The 18,375-nt window shown below is 39.3% G+C and carries 20 protein-coding genes and 1 tRNA gene; 7 read left to right on the forward strand and 14 right to left on the reverse strand.

The annotated features are described in order from the left end of the window. Positions 1-12: 12 nt before the first annotated feature. The 5 genes from rnr to AC22L0_RS21665 all read right to left on the reverse strand — a co-directional run bounded on the left by rnr (position 13) and on the right by AC22L0_RS21665 (position 4,869). Positions 13-2,439 carry a ribonuclease R gene (rnr, locus tag AC22L0_RS21645; protein ID WP_000391096.1) on the reverse strand — a complete coding sequence of 809 codons (2,427 nt, stop codon included), beginning with the start codon at positions 2,437-2,439 and terminating at the stop codon, positions 13-15. 142 nt (positions 2,440-2,581) lie between these two features. Next, positions 2,582-3,322 (reverse strand): carboxylesterase, encoded by a 741-nt coding sequence (estA, locus tag AC22L0_RS21650; RefSeq protein WP_000761976.1) that lies wholly within the window; start codon positions 3,320-3,322, stop codon positions 2,582-2,584. Between the two features lie 161 nt (positions 3,323-3,483). Then, on the reverse strand, positions 3,484-3,717 hold the full coding sequence (secG, locus tag AC22L0_RS21655; RefSeq protein WP_000557264.1) for a preprotein translocase subunit SecG: 234 nt from the start codon (positions 3,715-3,717) through the stop codon (positions 3,484-3,486). 94 nt (positions 3,718-3,811) lie between these two features. Then, complete coding sequence (locus AC22L0_RS21660) at positions 3,812-4,504, reverse strand: LrgB family protein (RefSeq protein WP_000078304.1); 693 nt, start codon at positions 4,502-4,504, stop codon at positions 3,812-3,814. Then, positions 4,501-4,869 (reverse strand): CidA/LrgA family holin-like protein, encoded by a 369-nt coding sequence (locus tag AC22L0_RS21665; protein ID WP_000673222.1) that lies wholly within the window; start codon positions 4,867-4,869, stop codon positions 4,501-4,503. Before AC22L0_RS21665 ends, AC22L0_RS21660 begins: the two co-directional genes overlap by 4 nt. A gap of 352 nt (positions 4,870-5,221) precedes the next feature. Here AC22L0_RS21665 and AC22L0_RS21670 point away from each other — a divergent pair, with 352 nt between their 5' ends. Continuing rightward, positions 5,222-6,172: a nucleoside hydrolase gene (locus tag AC22L0_RS21670; RefSeq protein ID WP_001125064.1), complete on the forward strand. Its 951-nt coding sequence runs from the start codon at positions 5,222-5,224 to the stop codon at positions 6,170-6,172. Between the two features lie 51 nt (positions 6,173-6,223). Here AC22L0_RS21670 and eno read toward each other — a convergent pair whose 3' ends face one another. From eno to AC22L0_RS21715, 9 genes are all read right to left on the reverse strand, one after another. Further along, positions 6,224-7,519 (reverse strand): phosphopyruvate hydratase, encoded by a 1,296-nt coding sequence (eno, locus tag AC22L0_RS21675; protein WP_001142111.1) that lies wholly within the window; start codon positions 7,517-7,519, stop codon positions 6,224-6,226. A gap of 30 nt (positions 7,520-7,549) precedes the next feature. Beyond that, positions 7,550-9,079 (reverse strand): 2,3-bisphosphoglycerate-independent phosphoglycerate mutase, encoded by a 1,530-nt coding sequence (gene gpmI, locus AC22L0_RS21680; protein WP_001231158.1) that lies wholly within the window; start codon positions 9,077-9,079, stop codon positions 7,550-7,552. Then, positions 9,076-9,831, reverse strand: coding sequence for a triose-phosphate isomerase (tpiA, locus tag AC22L0_RS21685; RefSeq protein ID WP_001231038.1), 756 nt, complete (start codon positions 9,829-9,831; stop codon positions 9,076-9,078). Before tpiA ends, gpmI begins: the two co-directional genes overlap by 4 nt. Positions 9,832-9,863: 32 nt before the next feature. Beyond that, the gene (locus tag AC22L0_RS21690; protein ID WP_001036350.1) at positions 9,864-11,048 is read right to left on the reverse strand and encodes a phosphoglycerate kinase; all 1,185 of its coding nucleotides are present in this window, start codon (positions 11,046-11,048) and stop codon (positions 9,864-9,866) included. Between the two features lie 139 nt (positions 11,049-11,187). Then, on the reverse strand, positions 11,188-12,192 hold the full coding sequence (gap, locus tag AC22L0_RS21695) for a type I glyceraldehyde-3-phosphate dehydrogenase (protein WP_087965233.1): 1,005 nt from the start codon (positions 12,190-12,192) through the stop codon (positions 11,188-11,190). Between the two features lie 26 nt (positions 12,193-12,218). After that, positions 12,219-13,247, reverse strand: coding sequence for a gapA transcriptional regulator CggR (gene cggR, locus AC22L0_RS21700; RefSeq protein WP_001258185.1), 1,029 nt, complete (start codon positions 13,245-13,247; stop codon positions 12,219-12,221). A 135-nt stretch (positions 13,248-13,382) separates the two neighbouring features. Then, positions 13,383-13,628 (reverse strand): glutaredoxin family protein, encoded by a 246-nt coding sequence (locus AC22L0_RS21705; RefSeq protein ID WP_000869730.1) that lies wholly within the window; start codon positions 13,626-13,628, stop codon positions 13,383-13,385. A 9-nt stretch (positions 13,629-13,637) separates the two neighbouring features. Continuing rightward, complete coding sequence (gene rpoN, locus AC22L0_RS21710) at positions 13,638-14,945, reverse strand: RNA polymerase factor sigma-54 (protein WP_000647955.1); 1,308 nt, start codon at positions 14,943-14,945, stop codon at positions 13,638-13,640. Positions 14,946-15,203: 258 nt separating this feature from the next. Further along, a tRNA-Arg gene (locus AC22L0_RS21715) sits at positions 15,204-15,279 on the reverse strand. A 204-nt stretch (positions 15,280-15,483) separates the two neighbouring features. On the opposite strand from AC22L0_RS21715, the gene AC22L0_RS21720 reads away from it, so the two are divergent. The 6 genes from AC22L0_RS21720 (at position 15,484) to AC22L0_RS21745 (ending at position 18,360) form a co-directional block, all read left to right on the forward strand. Beyond that, positions 15,484-15,690: a DUF1657 domain-containing protein gene (locus tag AC22L0_RS21720; protein WP_000216166.1), complete on the forward strand. Its 207-nt coding sequence runs from the start codon at positions 15,484-15,486 to the stop codon at positions 15,688-15,690. A gap of 93 nt (positions 15,691-15,783) precedes the next feature. Further along, the gene (locus tag AC22L0_RS21725; protein WP_001226064.1) at positions 15,784-16,272 is read left to right on the forward strand and encodes a YhcN/YlaJ family sporulation lipoprotein; all 489 of its coding nucleotides are present in this window, start codon (positions 15,784-15,786) and stop codon (positions 16,270-16,272) included. 29 nt (positions 16,273-16,301) lie between these two features. Further along, positions 16,302-16,778, forward strand: a complete 477-nt coding sequence (gene spoVAC / locus AC22L0_RS21730; protein ID WP_000095408.1) for a stage V sporulation protein AC — start codon at positions 16,302-16,304, stop codon at positions 16,776-16,778. Further along, positions 16,779-17,795, forward strand: a complete 1,017-nt coding sequence (gene spoVAD / locus AC22L0_RS21735; RefSeq protein WP_000938972.1) for a stage V sporulation protein AD — start codon at positions 16,779-16,781, stop codon at positions 17,793-17,795. It begins immediately after the preceding gene. Next, positions 17,792-18,142, forward strand: coding sequence for a stage V sporulation protein AE (spoVAE, locus tag AC22L0_RS21740; protein ID WP_000575919.1), 351 nt, complete (start codon positions 17,792-17,794; stop codon positions 18,140-18,142). Before spoVAD ends, spoVAE begins: the two co-directional genes overlap by 4 nt. Positions 18,143-18,153: 11 nt before the next feature. Further along, positions 18,154-18,360: a DUF1657 domain-containing protein gene (locus AC22L0_RS21745; RefSeq protein ID WP_000215909.1), complete on the forward strand. Its 207-nt coding sequence runs from the start codon at positions 18,154-18,156 to the stop codon at positions 18,358-18,360. Positions 18,361-18,375: the final 15 nt, after the last annotated feature.

Consider the following 18,375-nt stretch of genomic DNA (forward strand, 5'->3'; position numbering starts at 1 on the left):
GCCACTCTTTTCTTACTTACGCTTTTTCTTTTTCTTCTTGAATCCTGGTACGTTTTCGAAGAATGCTTTTTTCTTCTTACCGTTACCATCTTTTTTTCCTGGCTGGCTAGCAGAAGCGGATGCAGATGCGGATCCTCTTCCTTTTCCTTTGCCACCACGGTCAAATTTTCTACCTGTGCCACGTTCACCGCCGCGCTCATTACTGCGCTCGCTACGTCCACCGCGTTTCTTTCTGCCTGTTCTTGGCTGCTCGATAACGACTGGACGATCTTTGAACTTACGGCGAGGTGTGCCTTTCATGCCAACGATTTCAAAGTCGATTGCACGCTCGTCTTTGTTTACGTTAATAACGCGAATTGTAATTTCATCACCGATGCGGAATACGTTTCCTGTACGTTCTCCGATCATAGCGAAATGTTGCTCGTCATAACGGTAGTAATCATCCGTTAAGTAGCTAACGTGTACAAGACCTTCAATTGTATTTGGAAGCTCTACGAATAAACCGAAGTTTGTTACAGAGCTAATCATACCGTCATACTCTTCACCGATCTTATCAACCATATACTCTGCTTTTTTCATCTCATCTGTTTCACGCTCTGCTTCAACAGCACGGCGTTCCATATTAGAAGAGTGCTCTGCAATCTCAGGTAATTTTTCACGCCATTTTGCTTGCGTTTCGTTGTCGACTTTACCATTAATAATGTATTCACGAATTAATCTATGAACGATTGTATCTGGGTAACGACGAATTGGTGATGTGAAATGTGTGTAGAACTCAGTTGATAAACCGAAATGTCCTAAACTATCCGCATCGTAACGAGCTTGCTTCATAGAACGAAGCATAACTGTTGAAATAACTACTTCTTCTGGCTGTCCTTGAACCATTTCAAGTATTTGTTGCAGCGCACGAGGGTGCACTTCATTCGCACGTCCTTTTACCGCATATCCGAAGTTCGTTACAAACTCGAAGAAACGCTCAAGCTTATCTTCTTTCGGATCTTCATGGACACGGTACATAAACGGTACGTTCATCCAGTGGAAGTGCTCTGCTACTGTTTCATTCGCAACAAGCATAAATTCTTCAATTAACTTCTCTGATACAGAACGATCGCGCATGACAACGTCTGTCGGTTTTCCTTCTTCATCTACTAATACTTTCGCTTCTTTAAAGTCAAAGTCAATTGCACCACGGCGCATACGTTTTTCACGTAAAATTTGTGCCAATTGACCCATCTCTTTAAACATCGGTACGAGCGGCTCATAACGCTTAATTAACTCTTCGTCCTCATCTTCTAAAATGCTTCTTACGTCAGCATACGTCATACGCTCTGTCGTTTTAATCACACTTTGGAAAATCTCGTGTTTAACAACATCACCTAAGTTGTTGATTTCCATTTCACAAGATAATGTCAGACGGTCTACTTTCGGATTTAATGAACAAATACCGTTAGATAGACGATGCGGAATCATCGGGATTACACGGTCAACAAGATACACACTTGTCGCTCTTTCCGCTGCTTCAACATCAATTGGAGAGCCTTCTTGAACGTAATGACTTACATCCGCAATGTGAACGCCTAGCTTGTAGTTACCATTTTCAAGCTTCGTTACTGTAACAGCATCATCTAAGTCTTTCGCATCTGCACCATCAATCGTTACGATCATTTGATCACGCAGGTCGCGGCGATCTTTTAAATCTTCTTCTGAAATCGTTTCTGGTACACTGTTTGCATGCTCCATCACTTCCTCAGGGAATGCTAAAGGTAAATGATGTTTATGAATGACAGATAAAATATCTACTCCAGGATCATTTTTATGACCTAGAATTTGAATAACTTCACCTTCTGCACTTAAACGATTCTCTGGATAGCTCGTAATTTTCACAACTACTTTATGACCTTCTACAGCACCCATCGATGCGCTTTTCAAGATAAAGATATCACTCGTCCAGCGCTTATTGTCAGGTATAACAAATCCAAAGTTTTTCGATTCTGTATATGTACCAACTAGTTCTTTCGTTCCACGCTCTAAAATGCGTACAATTGAACCTTCTTGACGCGAACCGCTCGATTGAGAACTAAGGCGTGCTAATACTGTATCGCCATGAAGTGCACCGTTTAATTCTGTAGGCGGGATGAAAAGATCATCGTCTCCCGTTTTCTTCTCGTCTGGTACAACGAATGCAAAACCACGTGCATGTCCAATTAACTTACCTCTTACTAAATTCATCTTTTCAGGAAGACCGTAACGGTTGCTACGAGTACGAATAACAAGTCCCTTTTCTTCCATCGTTACAAGTGCCTTTACGAAATCTTTAAAGCCCTCAGAACCTTCAATCCCAAATGCCTCTTCTAACTCTTGTATCGTTAGCGGTTTATACGCTTCTTCTCTCATAAATAATAACAACTTATCAATATGTTCTTGTATGATTTCTTCCAAGCAAAAATACCTCCTTTAAAACCTTATATTATTTAGTGTATCCGAAAGATAGGGGATGTATAAAGTGAAACTTCAATACTCCCCTTATGATTTTTACAGTTTTCACAAAAAATTCCTTATGAAAAAAAGAGGCAACTAGATCTTACCAATCTAGTTGCTCCAAGAAGTTATATACATCCTCATGTAGCTCGTCACGTTGTTTATCAAGTGTAATGACATGCGTAGAGTCTTCATACCATTTAATGTCTTTTAACGTAGATTCTACACCGTTATAAATAATGTTAGCACTATCTGTATTAATCATTTCGTCATGACGTGCTTGTACAACAAATGTTGGCGCATAAATCATATCCACATTGTTACGTACGTCAGCAATTAATTGTTGTAATGCTTTTAATGTATTCATCGGTGTCTTTTGGAATTCCAACATTTCTTGTTCAATTTGTTCAGGTGATTTTTGCTCACGTTTTTTATATTCGCGGGCATATGCCAATATACCTTGGTACATCGTTTCTTCGCTCTTAATATACATCGGTGCACACATTGGTACTACACCTAAAACCGGTACTGTATAACCTAATTTTAAAGAAAATACGCCGCCAAGTGACAATCCAACAACTGCAATTTTCTCAAAACCTTTATCTTTTAAAAGCTGATATGCCTCCGTTACATCTTGCCACCAATCTTCAGGCCCTGTATGAACAAGCTCTTCTGGTGGTACACCGTGCCCTTTATAAATTGGCGCATGACAAGTATAGCCTTTCTTTTCTAAGAAACGCCCTAACATACGTACATCAGCTGAGTTCCCTGTGAATCCATGTAGTAATAAAACAGCGCGGTCTCCACCCTCAAATGTAAATGGTTTCGGAGATGCTAATTTCATCATGTATTTCTCCTCTTTCTCTTCTGTAATCTAGTCGTATTCTTTCTATATCTAGTGTACCATATTTGTATTTCTATAATCTAATTAGAAACATCTTTCAAATAGCAAAACAAAAAAAGAAGAACCATTAGTACCATTCACTAACGCTTCTTCTTTCAATTTTATAAATTGAAGTACGTAACACCAATTGTTAATACAAAGAACAATACAGCTAAAACAATTGTAATACGGTTTAATACCGCTTCAATTCCACGTGCCTTTTGCTTACCAAATAATTGCTCCGCACCGCCTGAAATTGCACCTGAAAGGCCTGAGCTATTACTAGATTGCATAAGTACCATAACAATCATTAAAATCGATACAATAATAAGTAAAACTGATAATAACGTATGCACTTGGCGTACCTCCTACAAAGATTCAGTTATTGTAACTGTAGCATAAATTCTATAGAAAAGCGAGAGCTATAGAGGCGCTCTCGCTTTTCTTCTATTACATAAACATCATCGCAAATAACGGTCCAAGTAAACATGTCAAAATTGCTGTTAATGTCATTGTTACCGATCCAATAACACCTTCATGTTCGTTATTTTTCATCGCTCTCATCACGCCCATAATATGAGAAGCACATCCAAATCCGATACCTTTACCAACTGAGTTTGTAACACGGCTCCATTTTAATAAAAGGGGTCCTGTAATCGTTCCAGTAATACCTGCGATAACAACGAAAGCTGCTGTTAAGGAAGGTACACCACCGACTTGCTCTGAAACACTCATCGCAACTGGCATTGTCACCGATTTTGGTAATGACGATAAGATTAAGCTTTTATCCGTTCCCATAAGTGAAGCAATCGCAAAATCACTAGCGATTGCAACTGTTGTACCTACTAATACCCCGCCAGCAATCGGTACAACATATTTTTGCAGAACATGACGTTGTTTATAAAGAGGAATTGCAAATGCTACAACACCGGGTCCAAGTAGCTTTGCAATCCAGCCACCACCACTTTCCATATAATGTTGATATGGTATATCAAGCACGATAAATAGGAAAGCCATTAATCCAGTTGCTACAAGCATTGGAATGGTGAATGGTGTTGGAAATAATTTATAGATTTTTTTAGATAATTGATATAATAGCACCGTAAAAAGAACCCAACCGATTCCGATTAATATTTGGCTCATCGCGACTCTCTTTCCTTCCTATTCGCAAGATATTGTCCTGTATGTCCTGCGACAATAATAATTAAAAATGTACTCGCTACAACTGTAATGAAAAGAGAAATTCCTTTACTCATAAAAAAAGCACCGTAATTCATTAGGCCAAGCGTTGGCGGAATTAATAAAAACGGCATAATAGCAACGAGTGTTTCTGCTCCTAAATCGAACCATTTCACTGGAAGAACTTTTAGGCTAAGTAAAACAAGTAAGAGGAACATTCCAATCAAACTTCCTGGAATCGGAATATTTAACATTTCTTGCACCCAAGTTCCAACCATATAAAACACGTAAAGAGCAGCAATTTGGACAAGAATCTTTGTAAATTTCATGTTCATCATCCCTCATGTTTATACGATCTTCTGTTAATATCTTTATCATAGTATAAATTGTAAAAAGCTGCAATTTATCAACTTGACAGCAAAAACAGCCTATGTTATACGCTTACAACCTTGATATGACTGCATTTCTAAACGAAAATTACGTCAAAAACCTTGACCTAATATAAAAAGTTTTTATTTTCTGAATTTAAAAGACTATTATTTCAATAAAATAATCTTTTTATCCTTAAACTTACATATATATAAAGTGAAACTTTAATCATTGAGGTTTTCCTCATCCCCATTAATTATTAGCCCTCACCAAGCGGATTTGTACCGGATAAACAAGATAGGTGGTGAACATATGCCCAAAAAAGTTCTCATTTTTTGTGATCCTGGGATTGATGATACGATGGCTCTCCTCTTAGCATTCTTTATCGATGAAATAGAAATCGTCGGTATCGTTGCTGATTACGGCAATGTTCCAAAAAAAACGGCCGTAGAAAATGCTCATTTTTTTAATAACGAAACAAAGAATAGAAATATCAAGATATTCGGTGGTTCAGAACGTCCCCTTACTGGTGCCTCACCTGCGTTTTTTACGGATGTACATGGGAAACAGGGGCTCGGTCCAATTATTCCAAAGGTGAATGTGACTAACGGAGAAATGGAGAATTTTTTTGAAGTCATTCCTCTTATTGAACAGTATAAAGATGAATTAATCATTGTGAGTTTAGGAAGACTTACCTCCCTAGCAATTTTGTTTATCATGTGCAAACAGTTAATGAAACAAATTAAATCTTACTACGTAATGGGCGGTGCCTTTTTACATCCTGGTAATGTTACCCCTATTTCCGAAGCAAACTTTTATGGCGATCCTACTGCTGCTAATATAGTCCTTCAATCCGCAGTTAACATGTACATATACCCATTAAACGTCACTCAATACTCCATCATTACACCAGAAATGGCAGAATACATTGAGGCAAAAGGAAAAGCTCCACTTGTCAAACCGTTATTTGATCATTATTACTACGGATATTATAAAGACGCCCTACCACATTTAAAGGGGAGCCCCTTCCATGACACAATGCCAATACTCGCTTTATTTGATAACTCTATGTTCACGTATCATAAATCACCTATTGTTGTCATGACAGAATCCTCTGCACAAGGAGCAAGCATAGGGGAATTTCGCTCTCTAGTGAACCAGAAGCCATTTATTGATTGGCCGGTTCATCAAATCGCAATTGATTTTGACTATAACCGCTTCTTCAAACATTTCATGTCACTTATGACGGGTGAACAATTTTAGCATAAAAAAACAGACCGTGATTTCTCACGGTCTGTCGTTTATTTTCTACAATTATCGTTTGATGTTATAGAAAGATTTGATACCATCGTAAACAGCGATTTCGCCTAGTTCGTCTTCGATGCGTAATAATTGGTTGTACTTAGCAATACGGTCAGTACGGCTCATAGAACCAGTTTTGATTTGGCCAGCGTTAGTTGCAACTGCGATGTCAGCGATTGTAGCATCTTCAGTTTCACCAGAACGGTGAGATACAACTGCTGTGTAACCAGCACGTTTAGCCATTTCGATAGCTTCAAAAGTCTCAGTTAAAGTACCGATTTGGTTAACTTTAATTAAGATTGAGTTAGAGATACCTTTTTCGATACCTTCAGCAAGTTTTTGAGTGTTAGTTACGAATAAATCATCACCAACTAATTGTACTTTATCACCGATACGCTCAGTTAATAATTTGTGACCATCCCAGTCGTTTTCGTCTAAACCATCTTCGATAGAGATAATTGGGAAGTCTTTGCAAAGCTCTTCATAGAAATCAACCATTTCTGCAGAAGTTAAGCCAGTACGGCCTTCGCCTGCAAGGTCATATTTACCAGTTTCTTTGTTGTAGAACTCAGAAGAAGCAACGTCCATTCCTAAGAATACGTTCTCGCCAGCTTTGTAACCAGCTTTTTCGATAGCTTCGATGATTACTTCTAAAGCTTCACGGTTAGAACCAAGGTTTGGAGCGAATCCACCTTCGTCACCTACTGCAGTGTTAAGACCTTTGTCATGTAATACAGCTTTAAGTGCATGGAATACTTCAGCACCCATACGGATTGATTCTTTGAATGTTGGAGCACCAACTGGTAAGATCATGAACTCTTGGAAGTCAACGTTGTTATCAGCGTGAGAACCACCGTTGATGATGTTCATCATTGGAGTTGGTAATTGTTTTGCATTGAATCCACCAAGGTAACGGTATAATGGAAGACCTACGAAGTCAGCTGCTGCGTGAGCTACTGCCATAGATACACCAAGGATAGCGTTAGCGCCTAGTTTACCTTTGTTTGGAGTGCCATCTAATTCGATCATAGCACGGTCGATACCAGCTTGGTCAGTTACATCGAAACCTTCGATTTCTGGAGCGATAATTTCGTTAACGTTGTTTACTGCGTTAATAACACCTTTACCAAGGTAACGAGATTTGTCACCGTCACGTAATTCTACTGCTTCGTGTTCACCAGTAGATGCACCACTTGGTACGATAGCGCGTCCGAAAGCGCCGCTTTCTGTATAAACTTCTACTTCTACAGTTGGGTTACCACGAGAGTCAAGGACTTCGCGAGCATAAACATCAATAATTGTTGGCATAATAAATTCTCTCCTTTTTATATAAGCAAATTATTTAATAATTGTTTTACCTGTCATTTCTTTCGGTTGTTCCACATTTAAAAGTGTAAGCATTGTTGGAGCGATATCTCCTAAAATACCACCTTCACGAAGCTCTACATCATTTTTTGTAACGATGAAAGGAACCGGGTTAGTTGTATGAGCTGTCATAGGACCACCATCAGCAGTTAACTCCTGATCAGCATTACCATGGTCAGCAGTAATAAGTGCTACACCATCTTTTGCAAGAATCGCTTCTACAACTTTTCCTAAACATTCGTCAGTTGCTTCTACTGCTTTAATTGTTGGTTCCATCATCCCAGAATGGCCAACCATATCACAGTTCGCAAAGTTAAGAATGATAACATCATGTTTATCATTTTCGATTTCATTTACTAAAGCGTCCGTTACTTCGTAAATGCTCATTTCAGGTTTCAAGTCATACGTTGCAACCTTTGGTGAGTTAATTAAGATACGTTCTTCTCCTGGGAATTCAGCCTCACGACCACCGCTAAAGAAGAATGTAACGTGCGGATACTTTTCAGTTTCCGCGATGCGAAGTTGCTTTAATCCCGCTTGCGCAACAACTTCACCTAAAGTGTTATCAAGGTTCATTGGCTTGAATGCCACGTATCCATCTACAGTTTCACTGAAGTGTGTCATACATACGAATTCTGGAATGTGAGGTACTTTTTCACCACGATCGAACTCACGGAAGTCTTCGTTTGTAAATACACGAGCAATTTGAATTGCACGGTCTGGACGGAAGTTATAGAAGATAACTGCATCATCATCATTGATTGTTGCAACTGGCGTGTTATCTTCGTTAACAATTACAGACGGCAATACGAATTCATCATAGATACCGTTCGCATAAGAGTCTTCTACACACTCTTCTGCTGATTTATAAGTAGGGCCTTCACCATTCACCATAGCACTGTAACATTTTTCTACGCGATCCCAACGCTTGTCACGGTCCATAGAGTAATAACGACCAGAGATAGTCGCGAATTGTCCTACTCCTGTTTCTTTAATTACTTCATTCGTTGCATCGATATAACCTTTTGCTGTTTGTGGTCCAACATCGCGGCCGTCTAAGAATGCATGGATATAAACTTTCTCCACGCCTTCTTTTGCTGCTAAGCGAAGAAGAGCAAACATATGGTTCATGTGACTGTGCACACCACCGTCAGAAAGTAAACCGAATAAATGAAGTGCAGTACCTTTTTCTTTTACGCTTTTAATTGCATTTTGAAAAGTTTCGTTCTTATCGAACTCGCCTTCACGAATTGCAACGTTAACGCGTGTTAAGCTTTGATATACTACGCGGCCAGCACCGATATTTAAGTGACCAACCTCAGAGTTACCCATTTGACCTTCTGGAAGACCTACTGCCTCGCCACAAGCTGTAAGCGTTGTGTGAGGGAATTTGTTCCAGTAACCATCAAAATTAGGTTTCTTAGCTTGTGCTACAGCATTCCCGTAAGTTTCTTCACGAAGTCCGAAACCGTCAAGAATGATTAAAGCTGTTGGCTTTCTCATTTTACCGCCCCCAGAAGACCTAAGAACGAAGCAGGCTCTAAGCTAGCACCGCCAACTAAAGCGCCGTCGATGTCAGATTGTGCCATATACTCTTTAATGTTTTCTGGTTTTACGCTACCGCCGTATTGGATACGAACAGCTTCTGCAGCTTCTGGAGAAACAGCTTCTGCAACAACTTTACGGATGTGCGCACATACTTCGTTTGCATCTGCAGAAGAAGAAGATTTACCTGTACCGATAGCCCAGATTGGCTCATAAGCGATAACAGTTGCTTTAACTTGCTCTTCTGTTAAACCTGCAAGTGCTTTTGTCACTTGACCTGCTACTAGATCAAATGTTTTTCCGCTTTCGCGCTCTTCTAAAGTCTCACCACAACATACGATTGGTGTTAAACCATGTTCAAATGCTGCGATAGTCTTTTTGTTTACTGACTCATCTGTTTCAGCAAACATTTCACGACGCTCAGAGTGGCCAAGTACTACATAGCCAACTTTTAAGTCGCTAAGTGCTACTGGGCTAATTTCGCCAGTGAATGCACCATTTTTTTCGAAGTGCATGTTTTGTGCACCTACTTGTAAGTCAGTTCCTTCAGTTGCTGCTACAAGGCGCTCTAAGAATAGAGCTGGAGAGCAAACTACTGCATCAACAGCTGAAGCTGCTGGGATTTGACCTTTAACTTCCTCTACGAAGCTAACTGCTTCAGATAGAGTTTTATTCATTTTCCAGTTACCTGCGATAATTGGTTTACGCATGCTTTGCACCGTCCTTTTTCTTTGGCTGCTACTTATTTGTCGTTAAGACAAACTACACCTGGAAGCTCTTTACCTTCCATGAATTCTAATGACGCACCGCCGCCAGTAGAAATGTGGCTCATTTTATCAGCCATACCGAATTTTTCAACAGCTGCTGCAGAGTCACCACCGCCGATAACAGAGTATGTATCTTCTGCATCTGCTAATGCTTGTCCTACTGCTTTTGTACCTTCTGCGAATGGAGTCATTTCGAATACACCCATTGGTCCATTCCATACAACAAGCTTAGAATTTTTAATTACATCTGCATAAATTTCACGTGTTTTAGGACCGATGTCCACGCCTTCCCAGTTAGAAGGGATAGAGTCGATACCAACGATTTTAGTTGTTGCAGTTTCAGAGAATTCCTCAGTGATTACAACATCAACTGGCATGTAGAAGTTTACGCCTTTTTCTTTTGCAAGTTGCATAAATTCTTTAGCTAGTTCGATCTTGTCGTCTTCACATAGAGATAGACCAATTTCATGACCTAAAGCTTTAACGAATGTGTAAGCAAGTCCACCACCGATGATTAAGTTATCTACTTTGTCTAATAGATGACGAATTACACCGATTTTATCTTTTACTTTCGCACCACCGATGATAGCTGTAAATGGACGTTCTGGGTTAGAAAGTGCTTTACCAAGTACATCTAACTCTTTTTCCATTAATAGACCAGATACTGCTGGTAGGTAGTCTGCGATACCTGCTGTAGAAGCGTGAGCACGGTGAGCTGCACCGAATGCATCGTTTACGAAGATGTCAGCAAGTGCTGCAAATTCTTTCGCAAGTTCTGCATCGTTCTTTTCTTCGCCCGCATAGAAACGTACGTTTTCAAGAACTAATACGTCGCCTTCGTTCATTGCTGCAACCATTTCTTGTGCAACTGGTCCGAATGCTTCGTCCGCTTTTTTAACGTCTTTACCAAGAAGCTCGCCTAAACGTGCTGCTACTGGAGTTAAACGCATTTCTTCTACTACTTGACCTTTTGGACGGCCTAAGTGACTTGCTAAAATAACTTTCGCACCTTGCTCTACTAAATATTGAATTGTAGGAAGAGCTGCACGGATACGAGTTTCATCTGTAATTTTGCCTTCTTTCATAGGTACGTTGAAATCAACGCGGCAAAATACACGCTTACCTTTTAAATCTACGTCACGAATTGATTTTTTGTTCATTGGATTTCCCTCCGACTACTAGTTAGGATTGACAAAACCCACTCAAAAGCTTAACACATTTGCTTTTAAAACGAAAGAAGAGAGAGAGGGAACAAACCCTCTCCCTCGTTTTGTCATTGATAACTTATATAATTAAGAATTAAAGACCTTTTGAAGTCATGTAAGCTGCTAGGTCTACTACGCGGTTAGAGTAACCAGTTTCGTTATCGTACCAAGAAAGTACTTTAACCATGTTACCTTCCATTACCATTGTAGATAATGCATCGATTGTAGAAGAAGCTGTACATCCGTTATAGTCGATAGATACTAATGGCTCTTCGCTGTATCCAAGGATACCTTTTAATTCGCCTTCAGCTGCTGCTTTGAATGCTGCATTTACTTCTTCAACTGTTACTTCTTTGTCAAGTTCAACAACTAAGTCAACTAGAGAAACGTTAGCAGTTGGAACACGTACAGCGCCACCGTTTAATTTACCTTTAAGTTCTGGTAATACTAATGCTACAGCTTTAGCTGCACCAGTAGATGTTGGAATCATGTTTTCAGCTGCTGCACGAGCACGACGTAAATCTTTGTGTGGTAAGTCTAAGATTTGTTGGTCGTTAGTGTAAGAGTGAATTGTTGTCATCATTCCGCGTTTTACGCCGAATTTTTCGTTTAATACTTTAGCGAATGGAGCTAGACAGTTTGTAGTACAAGAAGCGTTAGATACTACGTTGTGGTTAGCTGCATCGTATTGTTCGTGGTTAACACCCATAACTACAGTGATATCTTCGTCAGAAGCTGGAGCTGAGATGATAACTTTCTTAACTGATCCACCTAAGTGTTTCTCAGCATCTGATTTTTTAGTGAAACGGCCAGTAGATTCTACTACTACTTCTACTCCGTAGTCGCTCCATGGTAATTGAGCTGGGTCACGCTCAGCGATAACTTTAATTTCTTTACCGTTAACAACGATGCTGCTTTCGTTAGCAGATACTTCTGCATTTAAAGTTCCGTGAACTGTGTCATATTTTAAAAGGTGAGCTAATGTTTTAGCATCTGTTAAGTCGTTGATTGCTACTACTTCTACCTCAGAGTTGTTAAGAGCTGCGCGGAATACGTTACGTCCGATACGTCCAAATCCATTAATACCAATTTTAGTCATTTGAATTTCCTCCTTGGGGGATTATATTAAAGGGTAAAACCCTTTGTTAACTGTTTTGCTGCACCTTCATCTGTAATTAGAATTGAAGTGTGCCCTTGTTTAATTACAGCCTGTATTGCTTTTGCCTTTGAAGAACCTCCAGCGACTGCAACAACATGAGATACATTTTGTAAGTCCTCTAGTTGCATACCAACTGTTCTTACTTTATGAACAACATTTCCTTCTTCATTAAAGTAGTAACCGAAAGCTTCGCCAACTGCTTCGCTTGCCTGAATCTTTAACCAATCTGCTTCTGAAGTACTTCTGCGACGTGCCATTGTTAACGCATCACCTATTCCATGAATGACGATATTGGAAGATCGAATCAACTCAAGAACTTCTTTCACGGAAGGCTCTGTCACAATAGACGCATATGCTTCGCTACTAACATGGTCTGGAACATACAATAAGCGATAATTACTCATCGTATTTTGCGCCATCTTGGCACAAATGGTATTGGCTTCTAATTCAACACCTTCTCCAATTCCACCACGTGCTGGGACAAACAGCATATGTAAATCTTTGCAATCAAGTTGCATCATGTCCGCAGCAGCAGCTAGCGTAGTTCCTCCAGCCACAGCAACGATATTATTCGCTGTCAGACGGTCTTTTATACAAGTCACACAAGCACGGCCCATCTCCAGTTTGACCCAAGGTGATTCATCACTATCACCAGGGACAACGAAAACTTCATCCAAGTCTAATGTTTCCTTAAGTTGCTTTTCTAAAACCTTTAACCCGGAAATTTCTTTCATAAAGTCTTCCAAAGCAAGAACTAAAGCTGTTCCTTCTTCTGTCAAAGTCATTCCAGAAGAAGCGACGTGAACTAAGTTTTGTTCTTTCAAAACTTGAACTTCACTTCGCAATACTCGTTCTGTCATACCGAGACTTGCTGATAAGTTTCTTCTTCCAATCGGCTGCATGAGCCTAATGTATTGAAGAATTTGCATTCTCGTTTGCATAACAGGTAGCAGATCAGGTAATAATTTTTTTGTGTTCTGAATCCATGAGCGCATATCTTTTCTCCTCACTACATCGGTTCATTTTCCCTCGTGGTCACTTTGCGTCCCGTAGTGACATTTTGTGTCCCACATAGGTTAAAAAAATAATCCCTGCTACGTGTATTATTGTAACAGGAGATAGAAACTTATTCAACTCTTAACTGCATTCTTTATATAGTTTATTATGACACCTTTGTGAATGTTACCATATTCTACTTGTTTTCCGTCCATTTCTACAACCGGAATCATTAAGTGATATTTTTCTAAAAGGTCATTATCTTCATATATATCTATTTCCTCGATTTGAAAAGAATATTCACATTGTACTTCCTGTAAAACTTGTTTTGCCTTCACGCAAAGGCCACAATCTTTTTTAGTATACAGTACAACTTTCATCTTCTTCACCTATCCGATCGTTTTTCGTAATGACGAAGCTGGGATATGCATTTGTTCTCTATACTTCGCCACTGTTCTTCGAGAAATAACAATTTCATGCTCTTCTTCTAATAATTTTGAAATCTTTTGATCTGAAAGTGGCTTTTTCTTATCCTCTGCCCCAATTAGCGTTTGAATAAATTGTTTTACACGTTTTGTAGAAACTGCTTCATCTTCAGTCGTCGAAACGGCATTGCTAAAGAACGATTTCATCTCAAATAAACCGTGCGGTGTTTGCACATATTTATTTCGCGTCGCACGACTAATTGTCGATTCATGCACACTTAACTCTTCCGCTACCTCTTTTAAAGCGAGAGGTCTTAAATACTCTGGACCTTTCCAGAAGAAATCACGTTGTTTTTCCATAATAATAGTCATTACTTGCAGCAATGTCTGTTTTCTCTGCTTCAAACTGCGCATAATCCACTGCACATGCTGATACTTTTCTGATACGTAAGATGCTACTTCACTTTCACTATTATTAAGAAGCGCACTATATTCAGAATGAATTTCAATTCTCGGCATATTTCTCTCATTCATTTGTAAAACGAGGCGATCGCCATCTTTTTTCACCGCCATATCAGGTACAATGTAAAGTGGTTTATCTGAAGAAAACGCAAGACCTGGTTTTGGTTGTAATGACGTTATACAATTTACCGCACTCTGCAATTCCTCATTACTACACTTCAACACTTGAACGAGCTTTCGCCAATCTTTCTTCACAAAATAAGCGAAATGATCTTCTACAACCTCTTCTGCTAATCCATTACGTCTTTGTAAGCGCTTCAATTGTAAGGTTAAACATTCCTGAATATTACGCGCCCCTACCCCTGCTGGCTCCAGTGATTGGACAAGCTCTACAGAACGGTCGACTACATGAATATGTGCAGAAAGGAGCTCTGCTAACTCTTCATTCGTTTCTTGTAAATATCCATTTCCATCCATGTTCATAATAATGAAAGAAGCTACTTTTCGCTCTTCTTCATCTATTTTATAATACTGTATTTGATTTAATAAATGTTGCTGAATCGTTGTAGAATCCACACTGTAGATCTCCATCTGATTCTCGACTTGTTTGCTGGTACTTTTACTGTTGTTAGAGCTCTTTTTCTTCTCCCTCTCAAAACCACCTAACTCAATAAGGGGATTCTCTAACGATTGCTCATACAAAAACTCCGATAATTCTTGTACATTATACTGGAGCATTGTAATCGCTTGCCTTAACTCTTGTGTCATTGCCAAACGTAAGCTTTGTTCTTGTAAAAGACTTGCCTTCAAACTAATCTCCCCCTTGTTTCTATTGTACAATAAGTTTGGTAAAAGGAGAATCCTCACGCAGACACCCATTCCAAAATATTATTAATTTATATGTATTAATGAGATTTACAACTTACAACCGAAATTTGAATAATATTGAAAGAAAATAATAAAATTAAAAATTATTATCAAGTACTAATAGTAAATCTTATTACTAGATATAACAAGAGGTAAATAAAAAAAGTCCTAACCTACAAAACGTAAGTTAGGACTTTTTGACGCGCCCAGAGGGATTCGAACCCCCGGCAGACGTGGTACCGGAAACCACCGCTCTATCCGACTGAGCTATGGGCGCATGATTATAGAAAACACTTCATTTTCTTCTCATAATAATAGCAATAAAATCCATCTAAATCAATAAAAATATCCCCGTAATACCTTATGCATCTTAGCTAAAAGCATATAAAATCCATTCCACCCCTAAATTTTCCAATCATAAATTCTCCCCAACTCACAAATTATAATCTTTGAATTGATATTCCAAAGGGGGCTTCATTCAATGACTGTAATTACAAAATTAAAGCAGACTGTTTCTGGATTAAAAAGCGCACAAGCTAGCTTAGAGGGATTCGCTCTTGATACGGATAACCAACAAGCTAAGCAACTTTTCCAAACAGCTGCGCAGCAAACACAAACGATTATCGATTCTTTAAACCCACGTGTTGAAGAAGTCCAACAAGAAGAACCACAATACTCACAGCAATAACGAATCAGTCTTGCTGTGAAATAGAAAAAGGATGATATGCAGTCATCCTTTTTCTATCACATTACATATTGCAATAGAAATGGAATGATGATTATGCGAAAGATTGGACTTATAACCGCGTTATTTATACTTCTATTTAGTTCTTTTACCGGTTGTGATCATAGCCCATTAGATAAAAAGGTAAAGAAAGAAGAAACAAAACGAACAGAAAAAGAAAAGGGTCCAAAATTAACAAAGATGAGTACAGAATCCTTTAATCAATCTATATCGCAAGGAGCTAAGAAAAAGGCCCTCGCTATGGATGAAATTATAAAAAGCGCAGCAGTGAATTCAAATTTAGATCTCTACATAGCGGTTATACCTGAGCATCATGAAAGGTTTGGATTAAAACCTTTGCGCAAGAAACTTCAAAAGCAACTAAGTGATGAATATCCTACTTTCGATGTTCGTGTTAGTACAGATAAAAAAATCTTTATGTTACTCGAAAAGCTTGCAAACAAAATTAAGAAAAAAGAAGTATCGAAAGATGAGATCAAAAAACAGTTAAAGCTAATCGGATCAGAAATGGAATCTAACACTTAACGCTTTCGAATAGAAAAGGAAGGATTGCAATGTCAAGTAAAGATAAAAACTTAACCCCTGTACAACAGGAATACAAAAAATTTGAGCAAGAACGCGAACCGAAACGCCCTGTTCTAAAAAATTGTTTAAAGGCCTTTTTCGTTGGTGGTTTTATCTGCCTAATCGGGCAACTGATATCAACTTTTTATATTACGTATTTCGATTTTACCGAACGCTCAGCAGGAAATCCAACAGTCGCAACTCTTATTTTTATCTCAATGTTGCTAACCGGATTCGGTGTATACGATCGTCTCGGTCAGTTTGCAGGCGCTGGAACAGCTGTACCTGTCACTGGATTTGGTAACTCTGTTATCTCCGCGTGTATTGAACACCGAACGGAAGGTTTTGTACTCGGTGTCGGCGGTAATATGTTTAAACTAGCTGGTTCTGTTATTTTATTTGGTGTATTTTCCGCTTTCGTCATCGCACTTATTAAAACTATTCTCGTTCAATGGGGAGGGCTATAAATGTTACAAGGACACCGAACGTGGGTATTTGAAAACAAACCAGTCATTATTTCAACAGGGGTTGTCGGTGGACCATTTGAAGCAAAGGGGAACATCCCAGAAGACTTCGATATCCTTCATGAAGATTTATGGCTCGGACAAGATTCCTATGAAAAAGCACATAAGATTTTATTCGAAGAAGCTTGTAGTCGCGCTACTGAAAAAGCAGAACTTCGTAAAGATGATATTCAATTCGTACTCGCAGGAGATTTAATTAATCAAATTACTCCAACAAGCTTTGCTTGCCGCACACTTGGGACTCCTTATCTCGGATTATTCGGGGCTTGCTCTACTTCTATGGAAGGTTTAGCACTTGGGGCAAGTATCGTAAATGCAAAAGGTGCAAAATATTTATTAACTGGAGCTTCAAGCCATAATACAGCTGTAGAAAAACAGTTCCGCTACCCTACCGAATACGGTGGACAAAAGCCGCCTACTGCACAGTGGACAGTAACCGGAGCAGGAGCCGCTATTTTAAGCGATACTGGACACGGTCCAAGAGTAACCTCTGCAACAATCGGCCGAGTGGTTGATATGGGATTAACGGATCCGTTTAATATGGGAGGCGCAATGGCTCCAGCTGCAGTTGATACAATTGAAGCCCATTTACGTGAACGTCAAATTGATGCCTCTTACTACGATTTAATCGTAACAGGCGATCTCGGACATGTAGGACGCGAAATTGCTTATGACTTACTACATAAACACGGAACGAAAGTAACGAGCGAACAATTTCAAGATTGCGGAATTATCATTTATAGAGAAGGACAACCTGTCATAGCTGGTGCTAGCGGACCTGGATGTTCTGCAACAGTCGTGTACGGTCATTTATTAAACCGAATGAAAAGAGGAGAGTTCAAAAAAATACTTGTCGTTGCGACAGGCGCTTTACTATCTCCACTTACATTCCAACAAGAAGAAACGATTCCGTGTATCGCTCACGCCGTTTCGATTGAATTTGGAGGTGCAACGCAATGATTTTTTTCTGGGCTTTCGTCATTGGCGGACTCATATGTGTAATCGGCCAACTTATGTTTGATGTCGGCAAACTAACACCTGCTCATACAATGGCAACACTCGTTGTTGCTGGAGCTATATTAGATGGATTTAATTTGTATGAGCCATTAATTGATTTCGCTGGAGCCGGGGCAACTGTACCTATTACAAGCTTTGGTAATGCCCTCGTTCATGGCGCAATGGAAGAAGCTGCAAAACATGGCATCGTTGGCGTTATTACCGGCATGTTTAAAGTAACGAGCGCCGGTGTATCAGCGGCTATTATTTTCGGCTTCATTGGAGCATTGTTATTCAAACCGAAAGGATAAGAGGTGTTTATATGACTGTTATCGCTAGCGTAAAAACTTGCCTTGCTAGTGTAAGGGGCGCTCAAGCAAGTTTAAGCTCCCTTTCATTAAATTCACAAGACGAAGAATCAAAACGCGTATTTCATGAATGTATGTTAGAAATGGACAGCGTCATCGCTGATTTAAAGGATAGAATTTCAGTATTAGAACGTGAAGAACCTCAATATAAAGGGTTTTAAGTAGACTGGAGGAAA

This window comes from Bacillus sp. LQ01, from assembly GCF_057624735.1.